General features: G+C 68.8%; 19 protein-coding genes. 17 read left to right on the forward strand and 2 right to left on the reverse strand.

The window, feature by feature from the left end; genetic code table 11:
• Position 1 precedes the first annotated feature (1 nt).
• The 5 genes from nagZ to KCG34_RS00415 are packed head-to-tail and all read left to right on the forward strand — an operon-like array spanning position 2 to position 3,905.
• Positions 2-1,030: a beta-N-acetylhexosaminidase gene (nagZ, locus tag KCG34_RS00395; protein WP_211938442.1), complete on the forward strand. Its 1,029-nt coding sequence runs from the start codon at positions 2-4 to the stop codon at positions 1,028-1,030.
• The gene (locus KCG34_RS00400; RefSeq protein ID WP_211938443.1) at positions 1,027-1,857 is read left to right on the forward strand and encodes a segregation and condensation protein A; all 831 of its coding nucleotides are present in this window, start codon (positions 1,027-1,029) and stop codon (positions 1,855-1,857) included. Before nagZ ends, KCG34_RS00400 begins: the two co-directional genes overlap by 4 nt.
• Positions 1,854-2,495 carry an SMC-Scp complex subunit ScpB gene (gene scpB / locus KCG34_RS00405; protein WP_211938444.1) on the forward strand — a complete coding sequence of 214 codons (642 nt, stop codon included), beginning with the start codon at positions 1,854-1,856 and terminating at the stop codon, positions 2,493-2,495. The genes KCG34_RS00400 and scpB overlap by 4 nt, the downstream gene beginning before the upstream one ends.
• Before the next feature lie 3 nt (positions 2,496-2,498).
• A complete protein-coding gene (locus KCG34_RS00410; protein ID WP_211938445.1) occupies positions 2,499-2,903 on the forward strand; it encodes a GFA family protein in 405 nt (134 codons plus the stop codon).
• 9 nt (positions 2,904-2,912) lie between these two features.
• Positions 2,913-3,905 carry a Vgb family protein gene (locus tag KCG34_RS00415; RefSeq protein WP_211938446.1) on the forward strand — a complete coding sequence of 331 codons (993 nt, stop codon included), beginning with the start codon at positions 2,913-2,915 and terminating at the stop codon, positions 3,903-3,905.
• Here the strand turns inward: KCG34_RS00415 and KCG34_RS00420 are convergent.
• Complete coding sequence (locus tag KCG34_RS00420) at positions 3,871-5,301, reverse strand: M20/M25/M40 family metallo-hydrolase (RefSeq protein WP_211938447.1); 1,431 nt, start codon at positions 5,299-5,301, stop codon at positions 3,871-3,873. The genes KCG34_RS00415 and KCG34_RS00420 overlap by 35 nt on opposite strands.
• 258 nt (positions 5,302-5,559) lie before the next feature.
• Here KCG34_RS00420 and KCG34_RS00425 point away from each other — a divergent pair, with 258 nt between their 5' ends.
• The 3 genes from KCG34_RS00425 to tatC all read left to right on the forward strand — a co-directional run bounded on the left by KCG34_RS00425 (position 5,560) and on the right by tatC (position 7,262).
• Positions 5,560-5,772, forward strand: a complete 213-nt coding sequence (locus KCG34_RS00425; protein ID WP_211938448.1) for a twin-arginine translocase TatA/TatE family subunit — start codon at positions 5,560-5,562, stop codon at positions 5,770-5,772.
• Between the two features lie 96 nt (positions 5,773-5,868).
• A complete protein-coding gene (tatB, locus tag KCG34_RS00430) occupies positions 5,869-6,381 on the forward strand; it encodes a Sec-independent protein translocase protein TatB (RefSeq protein WP_249138160.1) in 513 nt (170 codons plus the stop codon).
• Positions 6,378-7,262 carry a twin-arginine translocase subunit TatC gene (gene tatC, locus KCG34_RS00435; RefSeq protein WP_376788208.1) on the forward strand — a complete coding sequence of 295 codons (885 nt, stop codon included), beginning with the start codon at positions 6,378-6,380 and terminating at the stop codon, positions 7,260-7,262. Before tatB ends, tatC begins: the two co-directional genes overlap by 4 nt.
• Positions 7,263-7,422: 160 nt before the next feature.
• Here tatC and KCG34_RS00440 read toward each other — a convergent pair whose 3' ends face one another.
• Complete coding sequence (locus KCG34_RS00440) at positions 7,423-7,824, reverse strand: HNH endonuclease signature motif containing protein (protein ID WP_211938449.1); 402 nt, start codon at positions 7,822-7,824, stop codon at positions 7,423-7,425.
• Between the two features lie 125 nt (positions 7,825-7,949).
• Here KCG34_RS00440 and serS point away from each other — a divergent pair, with 125 nt between their 5' ends.
• From serS to KCG34_RS00485, 9 genes are all read left to right on the forward strand, one after another.
• Positions 7,950-9,227, forward strand: a complete 1,278-nt coding sequence (gene serS, locus KCG34_RS00445) for a serine--tRNA ligase (RefSeq protein WP_211938450.1) — start codon at positions 7,950-7,952, stop codon at positions 9,225-9,227.
• A gap of 2 nt (positions 9,228-9,229) precedes the next feature.
• Entirely contained in the window at positions 9,230-10,033 is an 804-nt protein-coding gene (surE, locus tag KCG34_RS00450) for a 5'/3'-nucleotidase SurE (RefSeq protein WP_211938451.1), read from the forward strand.
• The gene (locus KCG34_RS00455; RefSeq protein ID WP_211938452.1) at positions 10,033-10,692 is read left to right on the forward strand and encodes a protein-L-isoaspartate(D-aspartate) O-methyltransferase; all 660 of its coding nucleotides are present in this window, start codon (positions 10,033-10,035) and stop codon (positions 10,690-10,692) included. Before surE ends, KCG34_RS00455 begins: the two co-directional genes overlap by 1 nt.
• Positions 10,693-10,803: 111 nt before the next feature.
• A complete protein-coding gene (locus tag KCG34_RS00460) occupies positions 10,804-12,141 on the forward strand; it encodes a peptidoglycan DD-metalloendopeptidase family protein (protein WP_211938453.1) in 1,338 nt (445 codons plus the stop codon).
• A gap of 154 nt (positions 12,142-12,295) precedes the next feature.
• Positions 12,296-13,165, forward strand: a complete 870-nt coding sequence (locus KCG34_RS00465) for a GIN domain-containing protein (RefSeq protein WP_211938454.1) — start codon at positions 12,296-12,298, stop codon at positions 13,163-13,165.
• A gap of 308 nt (positions 13,166-13,473) precedes the next feature.
• Positions 13,474-13,782, forward strand: a complete 309-nt coding sequence (rpsJ, locus tag KCG34_RS00470; protein ID WP_199616223.1) for a 30S ribosomal protein S10 — start codon at positions 13,474-13,476, stop codon at positions 13,780-13,782.
• Positions 13,783-13,794: 12 nt separating this feature from the next.
• Positions 13,795-14,544 (forward strand): 50S ribosomal protein L3, encoded by a 750-nt coding sequence (gene rplC, locus KCG34_RS00475; protein WP_211938455.1) that lies wholly within the window; start codon positions 13,795-13,797, stop codon positions 14,542-14,544.
• Complete coding sequence (gene rplD / locus KCG34_RS00480; RefSeq protein WP_211938456.1) at positions 14,545-15,186, forward strand: 50S ribosomal protein L4; 642 nt, start codon at positions 14,545-14,547, stop codon at positions 15,184-15,186.
• Positions 15,186-15,479: a 50S ribosomal protein L23 gene (locus KCG34_RS00485; protein ID WP_211938457.1), complete on the forward strand. Its 294-nt coding sequence runs from the start codon at positions 15,186-15,188 to the stop codon at positions 15,477-15,479. Before rplD ends, KCG34_RS00485 begins: the two co-directional genes overlap by 1 nt.

Consider the following 15,479-nt stretch of genomic DNA (forward strand, 5'->3'; position numbering starts at 1 on the left):
TTTGACCCAGATTTCGGCCAGCATCCTGGGCTGCGCCGGGCCCAGGCTCTCGGCGGAAGAGGCCGCCTTCTTCCGCGACGTGCGGCCCTGGGGCTTCATCCTGTTCAAGCGCAATGTCGAGGCGCCCGATCAGGTGCGGGCGCTGGTCGAGTCCCTGCGCGAAACGGTCGGGCGCGCCGACGCCCCGGTGCTGATCGACCAGGAGGGCGGCCGGGTCCAGCGCCTCGGCCCGCCGCACTGGCGGCGCTATCCGCCGGGCCGGGCCTATGGCCAGCTGGCCGGCAATGACCCGCTGCTCAAGCGCGAGATCGCTCGCCTGGGCGCCCGGCTGATGGCCCATGACCTTGCGGCCCTGGGGATCAATGTCGACTGCGTGCCGGTGCTCGACGTTCCGGCGCCCGACGGCCACGAGATCATCGGCGACCGCGCCTATGGCGAGACCCCGGAAGATGTGGCCTTGCTCGGCCGCGCCGCCGCCGAGGGGCTGATCGCCGGTGGGGTTCTGCCGGTGATCAAGCACATCCCCGGCCACGGCCGCGCCCGCGCCGACAGCCACCTGGACCTGCCGGTGGTCGAGGCGGCGCTGGGCGAGCTCGAGGCGCGCGATTTCCCGCCGTTCCGCATGCTCTCGGACATGCCGATGGCCATGACCGCCCACGTGGTCTATGCCGCTATCGACAAGGCGGCGCCCGCCACCACCTCACGCAAGGCGATCCGGCGGGTGATCCGCGGCTCGATCGGCTTCGACGGCCTGCTCATGAGCGACGACCTGTCGATGAAGGCCCTGAAGGGCGATTTCGCCGAGCGCGCCCGCGCCTCGCTGGCGGCCGGCTGCGACGTGGTCCTGCACTGCAACGGCGACATGGCCGAGATGAAGGCGGTGATCGCCGGGACCAAGGTCCTGGCCGGCAAGGCCAAGGCGCGGGCCGCCGCCGCCCTGGCCCGCATCGCCCGCGCGCCCGAGCCGTTCGACGCCGAGGCGGCGCGGGCGCGCTTCGACGCCGCCTTCGAAGGGCTGTGGGCGGCATGAGCGAGCCGATTCAGCCCTTCCTGGACTTCGCCGACGCCGATGTCGCGGCCGAGGACGGCGAGGCCCTGATCGTCGACCTGGAGGGCTACGAGGGCCCGCTGCATGTGCTGTTGGCCTTGGCCCGCAGCCAGAAGGTCGACCTGCTGCAACTCTCGATCACACGCCTCGCCGAACAGTACCTGGCCTTCGTGCAGTCGGCGCGGCGCCAGCGCTTCGCCCTCGCCGCCGACTATCTGGTGATGGCCGCCTGGCTGGCCTACCTGAAGTCGCGCCTGCTGCTGCCCAAGCCGCAGCGCAAAGGGCCGGAGGAGCCGCCGGCCGAGGAGATGGCCGCCGCCCTGGCCTTCCGCCTGGCCAAGCTGGACGCCATCCGCCGCGCGGTCGAGGCGCTGAAGGCCCGCCCGCAGCTTAAGCGCGACGTCTTCACCCGCGGCGATCCCGACGCAATCCAGATCTCGTCGACCACCCGCTTCGACGGCGACCTCTATGGCCTTATCCAGGCCTATGTGGAGCAGCGCCGGCGCGACGCCGTTCGCCGCTACCAGCCGCGGGTCCCCGAGGCCTATCCGCTGGAGGACGCCCGCCGGCGCCTGCGCGGCAAGCTGGGCGAGATGCGCGGCTGGACCCCGTTGCGGGTGATCGCGCCGGGGCGGCTGGCGGCCAATGACGACGAGAACCGGGGGCCGACCCGTGCCTCCTACCTTGCCTCGACCTTGGCGGCGGGGCTGGAGCTGGTGCGCGAGGGCGAACTGGAGGCGCGCCAGGCCGAGCATTTCGCCGACCTCTATCTGCGCGCCCGCGGCCTGCGGCTCGAGGCCGCCGAATGAACGATCCCGGCGAGACCGAGCGGCGGATCGAGGCGCTGCTGTTCGCCGCTTCCGAGCCGCTCAGCGCCGCCGATCTCGCGGGGCGCCTGCCCGAGGGCGCTGACATCGGCGCCGGCCTGATGGCGCTGCAGGCCAGCTATCAGGGGCGGGGGGTGAACCTGGTCTGCGTCGCCGACCGCTGGCGCTTCCAGACCGCCGAGGACCTCGCCTGGCTGATGACGGAGGAGCGGGAGGAGGCGCGACGTCTGTCCAAGGCGGCGCAGGAGACCCTGGCCATCATCGCCTATCACCAGCCGGTGACCCGGGCCGAGATCGAGGCCATCCGCGGGGTGCAGGCCAGCCGCGGCACCATCGACGTGCTGCTGGAACTGGGCCTGGTGCGCCTGCGCGGCCGCCGCCGCACGCCAGGGCGGCCGGTCACCTTCGGCACCACCGACACCTTCCTCGAGCACTATGGCCTGGCGACCCTGGGCGATCTGCCCGGCGCGGCGGAGATGAAGGCCCTGGGCCTTCTGGGCATGGACATGCCGGCCAACTTCTCCGTGCCGACCCCCGGTTCGGACCTGGCCGACGACGAGGAGCCGTTCGAGGACGGCGAGACGCCGGAATTCCACCAGGACTTCCTGGGCGAGGAGTGAGCCATGCGCCTGCAAGGCGGATGCGAGTGCGGCGGGGTGCGCTATGCGGTCGAAGCCCTGCCGGGCGATGTGGCCGACTATTGCCACTGCGGCCAGTGCCGCCGGACCAGCGGCGCGCCGGTCACCGCCTGGATCCAGGTCTCGCCCCGCCGATTCTCGGTCACCAAGGGCCAGGCCAAAGCTTTCCGCTCGTCCAGCCGCGCCACACGCTGGTTCTGCAGGGACTGCGGCGGCCAACTCTACATGACCGACGACGAGGACCGCTCGGTCGGGGTCACGCTGGGCACGCTAGACGATCCGGCTGCTGTCACGCCCACGGTGCACGGCTGGGAAAGCGCCAGAGTGAGGTGGCTGTGCATCGCTGACGACCTGCCGCGCTACGAGCGTGAACCCCCTTACGACCTCTGAGGAGCGAAAATGAGATTGCGAGACCTGGGCGTCGCCGCGGCGATCTCACTGGCGGCGGCGGGCCTGGCCTTTGCGCAGTCGCCGGTTGTGGGCGCGATCGGCGATCTGCATCCGCAGGCGCGTATCCACCTCGGCAAGACCGCCGATTGGGTGGTGGCTTCCGATGACGCGGTCTGGATCGGCGGCACGGCGCCGAACGCGGTGCATCGGATCGATCCCGCCACCAACCGGCGTGTGGCGACGGTGCTGCTGCCAGGAGACCCCTGCTCGGGCCTGGCCGTGGGCTTCGGCGCCGTGTGGGTCCCGCTCTGCGCCGACAAGCCGATGCTGGCGCGGGTCGACCTGCAGACCAATGCGGTGAAGCTGTTTCCGATCGGACCCGCCGGCCCGGAAGGCGGGATCGCCGCCAGCGACGACAGCATCTGGCTGGTCACCGACCAGGCGGGAACCCTGGTCCGGATCGCGCCGTCCAACGGGGTGGTTCGCCAGGTCGTCAGCGTCCCGCCCGGCTCCTACAATCCGCACTTCAGCGAGGGCGTAGTCTGGGTTTCGGGCAATGACGCCGGCCTGGTCACCGCCGTGGACGCCGAGACCGGCGCCATCCTGGCCAAGGTCCCGACCGGACCCAATCCGCGCTTCCTGACCGATGGCCAGGGCGCGATCTGGACCCTCAACCAGGGCGACGGCAGCTTGACGCGGATCGACGCTCATACCCGCAAGGTCGCGGCGACCATCGATCTCGGCATGAAGGGTCACGGCGGGGACATCACCTACGGCGCCGGGACGATCTGGACCACGCTTCAGGGCGTCCCGCTCGCCGCCACGGACGCCGCGGCCAACCGGGTTGTCCATCAGTGGGCGGGGCCAGGCGGGGATTCGCTGGGCGTCGCCTTCGGGTCGATCTGGCTGACCGACTACGACCGCGGCGACGTCATGCGGATCCGACTGGAGGATGCTCTACCCAAGCCTACCGGCTCACCGCCTTCATCAGCCGATAGGTGAACTCCACGTCCTCGTAGAAGGCCGTGGTCCCGATGCGTTCGTCGCGGGAGTGGGCGCGGTTGTCGTCCAGTTCGGAGAACATGCCGCCGAGGCCGTACGAGGGGATGCCGGCGGCGCGGGTGTAGACGCTGTCGCTGGCGCCCACCGACATCACCGGCACGATCGGCACGCCCGGCCACATGGACTGGGTCACCTGCTGGGTGATCTTCATGAGCGCCGGGTCGAGCGCCGATTCCGGGTTGGGATGCGGCGGGAAGACCACGCTGAACTTGATGGTCGGGTCGGCGACGCGGGCCTCCAGCGCCTTTTGCGTCTGCTCGGGGGTCTCGTCCGGCAGGATGCGGCACTGGATCGAGGCCTGGGCGCGCTGGGGCAGGGCGTTCTCCGCCGGGCCGGCCGACAGCAGGGTGGCCACGCAGGTCGAGCGCAGCATGGCGTTGTAGAACACGCTGGCCTTGCTGAGCCGCTCGGCCGCGGCGTCGAAGCCCGCCCCGCCCTTGGCCACGGCCAGGAGGTCGTCCCGGGTCTGGCCGGTCTCGATCGCCGCCATGTGCTCGAAATAGGCGCGAGTGGTGGCCGTGGTGCGCGCCGGCATCGGCGCTTTTGACAGCTTCACCAGGCCCTCGGCCAGCTGGTAGATGGCGTTGTCGGGCTCGGGCAGGGACGAGTGGCCGCCGCGGTTGGTCATGGTCATGTAGAAGGTGACATAGGTCTTCTCGGCGGTCTGGAAGTTGAGGTCCAGCCGCTTGCCGTGCTCCAGGTCGCCCTCGCCGGAGTCGGGGTTGATCGAGAATTCGGCGTCGACCAGGTCGCGGCGCTGGTTCACCAGATAGTTGACCCCGTTGGTCGAGCCGTCGCCGGTCTCCTCATCGGCGGTGAAGGCCACGATGATGTCGCGGCTGGGCTTGAAGCCCTCGCGCTTCAGCCTGATCAGGCTGTCCAGCATGGCCGCGTCCTCGTCCTTCATGTCGATGGTCCCGCGGCCGTAGAGATATCCGTCCTTCTCGGTCAGCTTGAACGGATCGACGGTCCAGTCCTTGGGATCGGCCTCGACCACGTCCAGGTGACCCACATACAGCACGGGTTTGGCCTTGCCGGTCCCGCGGTAGCGCACCACGACGTTCGGCTTGTTGGGAAACGCGGCCGGCCCCACCACCTGCACGTCGGCGTCGGCGAAGCCCGCCGCCTTCAGCCGCGCCACGATCAGGGGAACCGCGCCCGCCGTGCCGTGGTCGAAGGTGGTGTTGACCTCGACCAGCTCCTTCAGGATGTCGTGGGACAGAGCCTGGTCGGCTGCGGGCGGCAGGGGGCCGGGCTCGGCGGCGCGCGCGCCTGCGGCCAGGGCCAGGCTCGCCCAGGCCAGGGCCAGGGCAGGTTTCAGCGCGCGGATGGTCATGCGATTTCCTCGAAGCGGTCGTACTTGTGATCACAATCAAGGGCAGTTCGCGAAGGGCGGCAAGCCCCGGCGGCGAGGCTTGTTTCGAGGCGTTGCGGCGCCTGGGACGATGCGTCAGCCCCCGGTGAATGGCGCCCGACCGGCAAATCGCCTACATTATGGAATGAATTTAAGCCTGGGAGCGTCTTCTAACCGAGGGCGCGGCGCGTTAAAGCGGGGCGAGAGATTTGCGGGCCGCGCCCGCATGGAGGTTTGACGATGGGTAGCCTTAGTCCTTGGCACATTCTGATCGTGGGACTCTTGCTGGCGGTGCTGTTCGGCGGCCGCGGCAAGCTGTCCAGCTTCATGGGCGATGCGGCCAAGGGGATTCGCGCGTTCAAGGACGGGCTGAAGGATCCGGCCGAAACGCCGCCGGCCCAGCCGGTCCAGACCCTGCCGCGGGTCGATGAGAAGGACACGGTCGCCCACTGAGGCGCTGTCCCGGCCGCGCCTTGGCGCGCCGTCATCTGATGTCGTTTCCAACCGCGCGGGCCCGGGTCCCGCGCGGCGCTGTTTAAGCCGAGGGCCATGTTCGATTTCGAAAGCCGCATGGGGGAGTTCATGATGATCGCCGCCCTGGCGCTCATCGTGATCGGTCCCAAGGACCTGCCCGTGGCCATGCGCAAGCTTGGGCAGTTCATCGGCAAGCTGCGTGGCATGGCGGCCGAGTTCCGCGCCAGCTTCGACGAGTTGGCCCGCCAATCCGAGCTGGACGAGCTGCGCAAGGAGGTCGAGGCCCTGCGCAACAGCCATCGCAGCGTGGTCAGCTCGATCAATCCGCTGGCCGACAGCCACGTGTCCCAGACCATGGCCGAGATCAACCAGGGCCTGGGCCAGGTCAGCTTCGCCCCGCCGATGTCGAGCCAGCTCGACGCCGAGCGCGCCGCCGCCGAGGCGGCCAAGGCCGAAGTCCCCGCACTCGAGGCGCCGCCGGCTGAGCCCGCCCCGGTGATGACCGCCAAACCCAAGGCGCCGCGCAAGCCTCGCGCCAAGCCGGCCGCCGCGAAAGCCGAAACCAAGGCCACGGACGCCGCATCGTGAGCGTGATCGACGACGAAAACGAGATCGAGGCCTCGCGCGCGCCCCTGCTCGATCACCTGACCGAGCTGCGCTCGCGCCTGATCACCTGCATGTTCGCCCTGGTGGCGGGCTTCATCCTCTGCTTCCTGTTCTCCAAGCAGATATACATCTTCCTGCTGCAACCCTTCGCCCACGCCGCCGACCTGATGGCGGCGCAGAAGGCGGGGCACGCCCAGGGCCTTGACCTGTTCCTGGCGGTGATCGGGCTCAAGCCGGTGGCGCATGGCGTGGCGCCAGCCCTGCACCTGGTCTTCACAGAGCCGCTGGAATTCTTCTTCACCAAGGTCAAGCTGGCGGGCTTCGGGGCCATCGTCCTGGCCTTTCCGGTGCTGGCCTTCCAGCTCTACGGCTTCGTGGCGCCGGGGCTCTACAAGCGCGAGCGGCGGGCCTTCCTGCCGTTCCTGAGCGCGGCGCCGGTGCTGTTCCTCCTGGGCGCGGCCCTGGTCTATTTCATCATGCTGCCGTTCGTTCTCTGGTTCTCGCTGAACCAGCAGATCGTCGGCGACGGCTCGATCGACGTGCAGCTGCTGCCCAAGGTTTCGGATTACCTGACCCTGGTCACCAGCCTGCTGCTGGCCTTCGGGCTCTGCTTCCAGCTGCCGGTGGTGCTGGCGCTGCTGGGCATGGCCGGGATCGTCACGACCAAGATGCTGACGGCGGTGCGCCGCTACGCCGTGGTCGGGGTGTTCGTGGTCGCCGCCGTCCTGACCCCGCCGGATCCCTTCAGCATGATGAGCCTCGCCCTGCCTGGCGTGCTGCTCTACGAAGTCTCGATCCTCTGCGTCTGGCTGATCGAGCGCCGCCGCCGGCGCGAGGAAGCGGCCGAGGACGCCACCCGCTAAAACCGTCATCCCGGCCGGAAGTTCGCGAAGCGGGCTGGAGAGCCGGGACCCAGCACCCACGATCTTGGAGCTGCCGGCCAACGCTTCGTAGAGGCCGGCGCGGCTGGGTCCCGGCTCTACGCGCTCTCGCGAGCGCTCCGGCCGGGATGACGATGTGGGATTATTCCACCCGGTCCTTGGCCCTGGCCTCGGCGAGGGTCTGCCATTGCATGTTGCTGGGCAGGTCGGCGCCGCCGTCCTTCAGGGGCGTGATGTGGTCGACCACATAGCCGGGACATGGGCCTTGGTCGCCGTGCGTGGAAGGGCAGGGGGTCCGGCACTGGAAGGCCTCGCGGGCCAGGCGGCTGCGCTTCAGCCGGCCGTGGCGGGTGCGCTCGCCGCTGTCGTCGCGGATGTTCCAGAGGCCGAGCAGCTTGTCGCAATCGACCTCGTGCGGCCGGCCATAGCTGGTCCGGTAGGTGACCCTTGGCCAGGCGTGGTGATGCCGATGGGCCAGGGCGCTTCCGGCCGGGGCCAGGGCGGCGAAGCCGATGATGCACAAAAGGGCCGCGGCGCGCGTCATGGCGTCTCCAGCTGAGCCGTCAGGATCGACAGGCCGCCTCGGGTGTCAAGGCGGCGCGCTGCAGGTTGGCGCCGCTCCCGACGCGCCTTAAAGGATGCCGCTCAGCCATCAGACGGGCGCCTGCCATGCACGACATTAGAGCCATCCGCGAGAACCCCACCGCCTATGACGCGGCCTGGGGCTCGAAGGGCCTGTCGCCGCAGACCCCGGCGATCCTGGCCCTCGACGCCGAACTGCGCACGGCTCAGACCGCGCTCCAGGCCGCCCAGTCCCGCCGCAACGACGTCTCCAAGCTGATCGGGATCGCCAAGGCCAAAAAGAACGAGGCTGAGGCGGCCGGCCTGATGGCCGAGGTCGAGCTCTTGAAGGCCGAGATCGCTCGCGAGAGCGAGGCCGAGCGGGAGAAGGGCGAGGCCCTGCGCGACCTCCTGGCCGCCCTGCCGAACCTGCCGGCCGAGGACGTGCCGCCCGGCGAGGACGAGACCCAGAACGAAGAGGTGCGCCGCTGGGGCGAGGCCTTCGCGATCAAGGAACCGAAAGACCACACCGACCTCGGGACGGGTCTCGGCCTGCTGGACTTCGAGGCCGCCGCCCGCATCTCTGGAGCGCGCTTCGTTGTGCTGAAGGGCCAGCTGGCGCGGCTGGAGCGGGCGCTGGGCCAGTTCATGCTGGACCTGCAGACCCGCGAGCACGGCTATCTGGAGGTCGCCCCGCCGCTGCTGGTGCGCGACGAGGCGGTGTTCGGCACCGGGCAACTGCCCAAGTTCGCCGAGGACCTGTTCCACACCACCGACGGCCGCTGGCTGATCCCCACCGCGGAGGTCTCGCTGACCAACCTGGTGCGCGAACAGATCACCGACGAGGCCGAACTGCCCTTGCGCCTCACTGCGCTGACGCCCTGCTTCCGCTCCGAGGCCGGCGCTTCGGGCCGCGACACCCGCGGCATGATCCGCCAGCACCAGTTCAACAAGGTCGAGCTGGTCTCGATCACCACGCCCGAGCAGTCCGAGGATGAGCACGAGCGCATGGTGGGCTGCGCAGAGGCGGTGCTGAAGCGCCTGGACCTGCCGTTCCGCACGATGAAGCTCTGCACCGGCGACATGGGCTTCTCGGCCCGCAAGACCTATGACCTCGAGGTCTGGCTGCCCAGCCAGGCGACATATCGCGAGATCAGCTCCTGCTCCAACTGCGGCGACTTCCAGGCCCGCCGCATGGACGCGCGCAGCCGCAAGGCCGGGGAGAAGGGCACGCGCTTCGTCCACACCCTGAACGGTTCGGGCCTGGCGGTCGGCCGCACCCTGGTGGCGGTGATGGAGAACTATCAGGATGAGGGCGGCCGCATCGCCATTCCGCAGGCGTTGCAGCCCTACATGAATGGCCTGACGCACATCGGTGGCGAATAGACTTGCGCATTCTCCTGACCAACGACGACGGCATCCACGCGGAGGGCCTGGCGGCCCTGGAGCAGATCGCCGCCGCCCTGTCGGACGATGTCTGGGTCGCCGCGCCCGAGTTCGAGCAGTCTGGCGCCAGCCGGGCCCTGACCCTCAGCCAGCCGCTGCGGGTGCGCCGGATGGGGGAAAAACGTTTCGCGGTGGACGGCACGCCCACCGACTGCGTGCTGCTGGCGGTGCAGGAGCTGATCGAGGGGGCGAAGCCGGACCTGGTGCTCTCCGGAGTCAACCGCGGCCAGAACCTGGCAGAGGATGTCACCTTGTCCGGCACGGTCGCGGGGGCGATAGAGGGCATGGCCCTGGGGATTCCCGCCATCGCCCTATCCCAGGCCCTGTTCCTGTTCCGCGACGAGGTGAAGGCCAATTTCGAGACCGCCGTCGCCCATGCGCCGAGCATCATCCGCCGCCTGCTCGAAACCGGCTGGGCGAGCGACGTGGTGATCAACCTCAACTTTCCCTCGGTGACGCCCGATGCGGTGAAGGGGATAGAGGTCACGCGGCAGGGATTCCGCGACCAGTTCATGCGCCATGTGGAAAAGCGCACCGACCTTCGGGGCCGCGACTACTATTGGATGGGGTTCAGGGCCCAGCCGTCCAAGCCCAGCGACGGCACCGACCTGCGCGCGGTCTATGACGAGCGGATATCTATCACCCCGCTGCACATCGACCTGACTCACGATAAGACATTGTCCGCCCTGAAGGCGGCCTTCGCAGCGGAGCCGCCCCCGATCCCTTCCACCGGAGCCCCCAGGTGATGAGCGCCGAGGCCGCGGATACGCCCGAAACGCGACGCGCCCGCCTGATCCTGGCCTTGCGGTCCCAGGGGGTCAGCGATCCGGCTGTGCTGGGCGCGCTGGAGCAAATCCCGCGCGAGCTGTTCACTCCCGACCTGTTCCAGGAGCGAGCCTGGGAGGATTCGGCCCTGCCGATCGCCTGCGGCCAGACCATCAGCCAGCCCTTCATCGTCGGCCTGATGACCCAGGCCCTGGCCATAGAGCCCCGCGCCCGGGTGCTGGAGATCGGCACCGGCTCCGGCTACCAGACCGCTGTGCTCTCCAAGCTCTCGCGGCTGGTCTATACCATCGAGCGCTACCGCACCCTGCTGCGCGAGGCCGAGGCGCGGTTCAAGAAGCTGCTGCTGCCCAATGTGATCACCAAGTTCGGCGACGGCGCCGAGGGCTGGAAGGAGCAGGCGCCTTTCGACCGGGTGCTGGTCACCGCAGCCGCCCCCGGCGAGCCGTCGGCCCTGCTGGAACAGCTGAAGCCCACCGGCATTCTCGTGGCTCCGGTGGGGCGCGGTCCGGTACAGACCCTGATCCGCTATGTCGGCGACGGTAAAGGCGATTTTCGCGAGGAAGTGCTGTGTGAAGTCCGCTTCGTACCCCTTCTGGAGGGGGTGGCGAAGGAGCTTTGAGGAACGGTGATCGTCGATCAGGGGTGGCGCGCGCGATCCCGGGTCGCCATAAGTCCCCCTTTTTTGCGCGATCGAATAGTGCGGCACGAGTTCGGTAAGGACGGAGCGGTGATGGCTTTCATGTTCACTCGGCTGACCTGTGCGGCCCTCGCCGTGGCCCTCTTCGCGGGCGTCGAGGCGCGGGCCCAAACCTCGGACCAGCCGGTGGCGACCAGCCCTGCGCCGGCCGCAGCCCAGCCGACGCCGCGGCCGCTGGACGACGACCGCTACCTGCCGCAGCCCTCGACGGGCGACACCGCAGCTCCTGTGAATCGCCCGCCGCCCGGCGCCGCAGCCCAGCCGGCCGCGCCAGCGCCCGCCGCACAGGCGCCCGCCGCACAAGCGCCAGCAGGACCGACTCCGCCGCCGTCGCCGCTGATGAACCGGTCCGCGCAGCCGCCGGCCGAGCAGGCTGCGCCGCCGCCGGCCCCTCGCTACGAGCCGCCCAAGCCGGAGTACCGCATCTCGGTCCAGGGCAAGGTCGTGGAGACCAAGGGCAAGAGCCTGCCGATCAAGGTCGGCAAGGGCGACACGGTCAATGTGATCTCGGACCGCCTGGCCACGGACAGCGACGACCTGATCAAGATCAACAAGCTGAAGAAGCCCTACGAACTCGACCTCGGCCAGGTGATCCAGATCCCGACGCCCAAGGCCTACGAGGTCCAGTCCGGCGACACCCTGTTCAGCATCGGCCGCCGCTTCGGCATCTCCGCCGACGCCTTGTCCGAGATCAATGACCTGGACCCCGAGGCGCACCTGCGCGCCGGCCACAAGATCTACCTTCCGGCCCAGGTGCACGACAACGGGCCGGTCAAGACCCCGGTCTTCGCTGCGCCGCCGCGTCGCCCGCACACCCGCTACGAACCGATCCAGGGCGAAGCGGTGCCGCCGCCGAGCGAGGAGGGCGCCGTCCAGCCGCCGTCGCGCTACAGCCCGCCGCCGGCCGCGAACGGCCCGCCTCAGGTCGAGGCTGGCCCCGCGCCCAGCGACGCCCAGGTCACCGCCGCCGGCAAGGGCCGCTTCGCCTGGCCTGTGACCGGCAATGTGCTTTCGGCGTTCGGGCCCAAGGCCGGCGGCCAGCGCAACGACGGCCTCGACATCGCCGCGGCCATGGGCGCGCCGATCCAGGCGGCCGCCGAGGGCGACGTGGTCTATGCCGGCAACCAGGTGCCGGGCTTCGGCAACCTGGTGCTGATCAAGCACCCGGACGGCTGGGTCACCGCCTACGCTCACCTGTCGCGCACCGAGGTCAAGATCCGCGACCACGTGACCCAGGGCCAGGAGATCGGGCAGGCCGGGACCACCGGCGGGGTCGACGAGCCGCAGCTGCACTTCGAGATCCGCTATGCGCCGACGCCGCGCGACAAGGCTCGGCCGATCGATCCCGGTCTGGTGCTGCCGGCCCGCTGACCGATTCTAAAAGTTTAGAGCGGGTTGCGGGCGGAAAGCCGCTTCGCACTTTTCCTCAACCCGCTCTACGGCTCAGCCTTGATATGACGGCGAATTAAGCTGTATCGCCCGCAAAGCTCGCCTAGGGTCACAGGGCAGAAGCGGAGATCGGTGCATGCGAAAGGCGATTTTGGGCGCGGGGGCTGTGGCGGCGCTGCTGGCGGCGGGCTCGGCGAACGCGGCCGAGGTCCAGCTCAAGCACATCGTCGCCAAGGTCGTGATCGTGCCGGAGAACCGCTCCGACGTCACAGTCAGCGTGATCCGCACCAATCCCAAGCTGCCGATCCGTGTGCATCAGGTCTCGGAAGGGGTGGTGGTGGTCGACGGCGGCTCCGACGACTGGTGGCCGCGGCTGTTCGGCGGCCATATCTCGCATTGCCGCGTGGGCCCGGACAGCGCCAGCGTGCACGTAGCCGGCGTCGGCGATTTCAATGAAAGCGAGCTGCCCCAGATCCTGGTGCGCACGCCGATGTCGGCCAAGGTCGCCTCCAGCGGTGCAGTGATCGGCTCGATTCCGTCGGCGGAGAACCTGGATCTCGCGGTGGCGGGCTGTGACGCCTGGACCGTGGGCGACGTCAAGGGCCGCTTCCACCTGGACGAGGCGGGGCAGGGCAGGGTGCGCACCGGCGACCTGGGCTCGGCCGAGGTGAATATCGCCGGCTCGTCCGCCGTCACCACCAAGGCGATCTATCATGACTACAAGGTCTCGATCGGCGGATCGGGCGACCTTTATTCCACTTCGGTCGACGGGCGTATCGAAGTCTCCATCGCCGGCAGCGGCAATGTGCGGGTCAATGGCGGCCACGCCACGCTGCTGAAGGGCTCGATCGCCGGCGACGGGGAACTGACCTATGAAGGCCTGGCTGACCGCGTGTCGGTCTCGGTGGCCGGTCACGCCCGGGTGCATGTGGCTCATGTCGCCGGGGTCGACGGCCCGGTCGACGAGACCATCGCCGGGCTGGGTGAAATCAGGCGAGGGCCGTAAAGGCGAATTGGCGCGCATCTGGGCCTTGACGGGGCCCGAGTCGCCGAGTATCAACCGCGCCTCTGTTGGACCGGCTGTAAGCCTTCGGGCTTAGACGCGGTCCGCGAGACGAACCACAGTGCATTGCCTGCGCCTTTCGGCTGAGGGTATTGTGATTGTACCAAGGCCCTCGCGAAATCACGCGCGGGCCGAATTCGTTTTGCGGAACTCGCACGTCGAGCAAGCTTACTTCCTGGGGCTTCGGCCTTGGGGTCGGTCTTTGAAACGGCAAACTGGGCGTGGCGAGCGCTTTAAGGAACTCGGGCGATATGGATCGACAAAATATCCGCATCCGGCTCAAAGCCTTCGACCACAGGGTGCTGGATCACTCCACGCGTGAGATCGTCAACACCGCCAAGCGCACCGGCGCGACGGTGCGTGGCCCGATCCCGCTGCCGACTCTCATTGAAAAATTCACCGTCAACCGCTCGCCGCACATCGACAAGAAGTCGCGCGAGCAGTTCGAGATCCGCACGCACAAGCGCGTGCTCGATATCGTCGACCCCACCCCGCAGACCGTGGACGCGCTGATGAAGCTCGACCTGTCCGCCGGCGTGGACGTCGAGATCAAGCTCTAAGGGGACCCGCTGATGCGTACCGGCGTGATCGCCAAGAAACTGGGCATGACGCGCTTCTTCGACGAAGCCGGCGTCCACGTGCCCGTGACGGTGCTGTCGCTCGACGGCTGCCAGGTCACGGCCCAGCGCACCAAGGACAAGGACGGCTATGTGGCCCTCCAACTCGGTGCGGGCGCCAAGAAGGCCAAGAACACCTCCAAGGCCATGCGCGGCCACTTCGCCAAGGCTCTGGTCGAGCCGAAGCGTCACCTGGCCGAGTTCCATGTGTCGGAAGACAACCTGATCGACGTGGGCGCGGAACTGACCGCTGACCACTTCGTCGCCGGCCAGGTGGTCGACGTGCAGGGCCTGACGGTCGGCAAGGGCTTCCAGGGCGGCATGAAGCGCTGGAACTTCGGCGGTCTTCGCGCCACCCACGGCGTGTCGGTGTCGCACCGCTCGCTGGGTTCGACCGGCAACCGCCAGGACCCGGGCAAGACCTTCAAGGGCAAGAAGATGGCCGGCCATCTCGGCCAGGAAACCGTCACCACCCTGAACGTGCGGGTTTTCCGGGTCGACGCCGAGCGCGGCCTGATCCTGCTGGTGGGCTCGGTCCCCGGCGCGGAAGGCTCCTACGTCAAGATCCGCGACGCGGTGAAGCGTGCGGCTCCGGCCGACCTGCCGAAGCCGGGCGCGTTCAAGAAGCCCGGCCAACAGGCTGCGGCTCCGGCTCAAGTTGAAGAACCCGCCGTCGAGGCGCCGGAAGCGGGGAGCGAAAGCTAAATGAAACTCGACGTCATCACCCTCGCTGGCGGCAAGTCCGGCCAGATCGAACTCTCCGACGCCGTGTTCGGCATTGAAGAGATCCGCGGCGACATCCTGGCCCGTTGCGTCAACTGGCAGCTGGCCAAGCGCCGCGCCGGCACGCACAAGGTCCAGACCCGGAACGAGAATTCTCGCACCGGCAAGAAGATGTACAAGCAGAAGGGCACCGGCGGCGCCCGTCACGGCTCGCGCCGCGCGCCGCAGTTCGTCGGCGGCAGCCGCGCCTTCGGCCCGGTGGTCCGCGACCACGGCTTCGACCTGCCCAAGAAGGTCCGCGCCCTGGCCCTGCGCCACGCCCTGTCCTCCAAGGCCAAGGCCGGCGCCCTGGTGGTGCTGGACGACGTTGCGGTCGAGACCTCGAAGACCGGCGCCCTGCGCGTCCAGTTCGAGAAGCTGGGCCTGAAGAGCGCCCTGGTCATCGCCGGCCCGGAAGTGAACGGCAACTTCAAGCTCGCCGCCCGCAACATCCCGCTGGTGGACGTGCTGCCGAACGCCGGCCTGAACGTCTATGACGTGCTGCGCCGCGACACCCTGGTCCTGACCAAGGCCGCCGTCGAAGCCATCGAAGCTCGCTTCGCCGACAAGAAGGACGCCGCGTAATGGCCACCGCCCGTCACTACGACACGGTGCTCGCGCCGGTCATCACCGAAAAGTCGACCATGCTCTCCGAGCAGAACAAGGTCGTGTTCCGCGTCGCCAAGGACGCCACCAAGGACGAGATCGCCGCGGCGGTCGAAGAGCTGTTCAAGGTCACGGTCACCAAGGTCAATACCCTGGTGGTCAAGGGCAAGACCAAGCGCTTCCGCGGCCTGAAGGGCCGTCGTTCGGATGTCAAAAAAGCCATCGTGACCCTGGCCGAAGGCCAGTCGATCGACATTACGACGGGGCTCTGA

It is taken from the genome of Phenylobacterium montanum, assembly GCF_018135625.1.
GTDB classification, from domain to species: Bacteria; Pseudomonadota; Alphaproteobacteria; order Caulobacterales; family Caulobacteraceae; genus Poindextera; species Poindextera montana.